Below are 251 nucleotides of genomic sequence, written 5' to 3'. Positions count from 1 at the left end.
CGTTAGTGGGATTTTCGGTGTTTTTAAACTGGACGGCCAGCGCTGCGGCCTCCTGTTTCGCTTTGTTAAGCGACTGACCGGTCACGGCAAGCTGTGCGCTCGCTTTCCTGAATCCGTCAATTCGGGACGCCTGCGCATTCAGATCGCGCAGGGTGTTTTGAGAAGTGCGGATATCGCCAGCAAGGGATTTACTGGCGTTCTGGATAGCTTTGAGCGGTCGGCTTGCCCGGTCTACTGCGTTAAGCAGCACC

At 56.2% G+C, this 251-nt stretch carries 1 protein-coding gene; it reads right to left on the bottom strand.

The genetic code is table 11. The features are described 5' to 3' along the window. Positions 1 to 251 (bottom strand): hypothetical protein (locus tag SM753_RS20950; RefSeq protein WP_323192972.1); only part of this gene is annotated, 251 nt, incomplete at both ends.

It is taken from the genome of Halostella sp. PRR32, assembly GCF_034808085.1.
Classification (GTDB): Archaea; Halobacteriota; Halobacteria; order Halobacteriales; family Natronoarchaeaceae; genus Halostella; species Halostella pelagica.
This window is presented reverse-complemented; position numbering and strand designations above follow the sequence as displayed.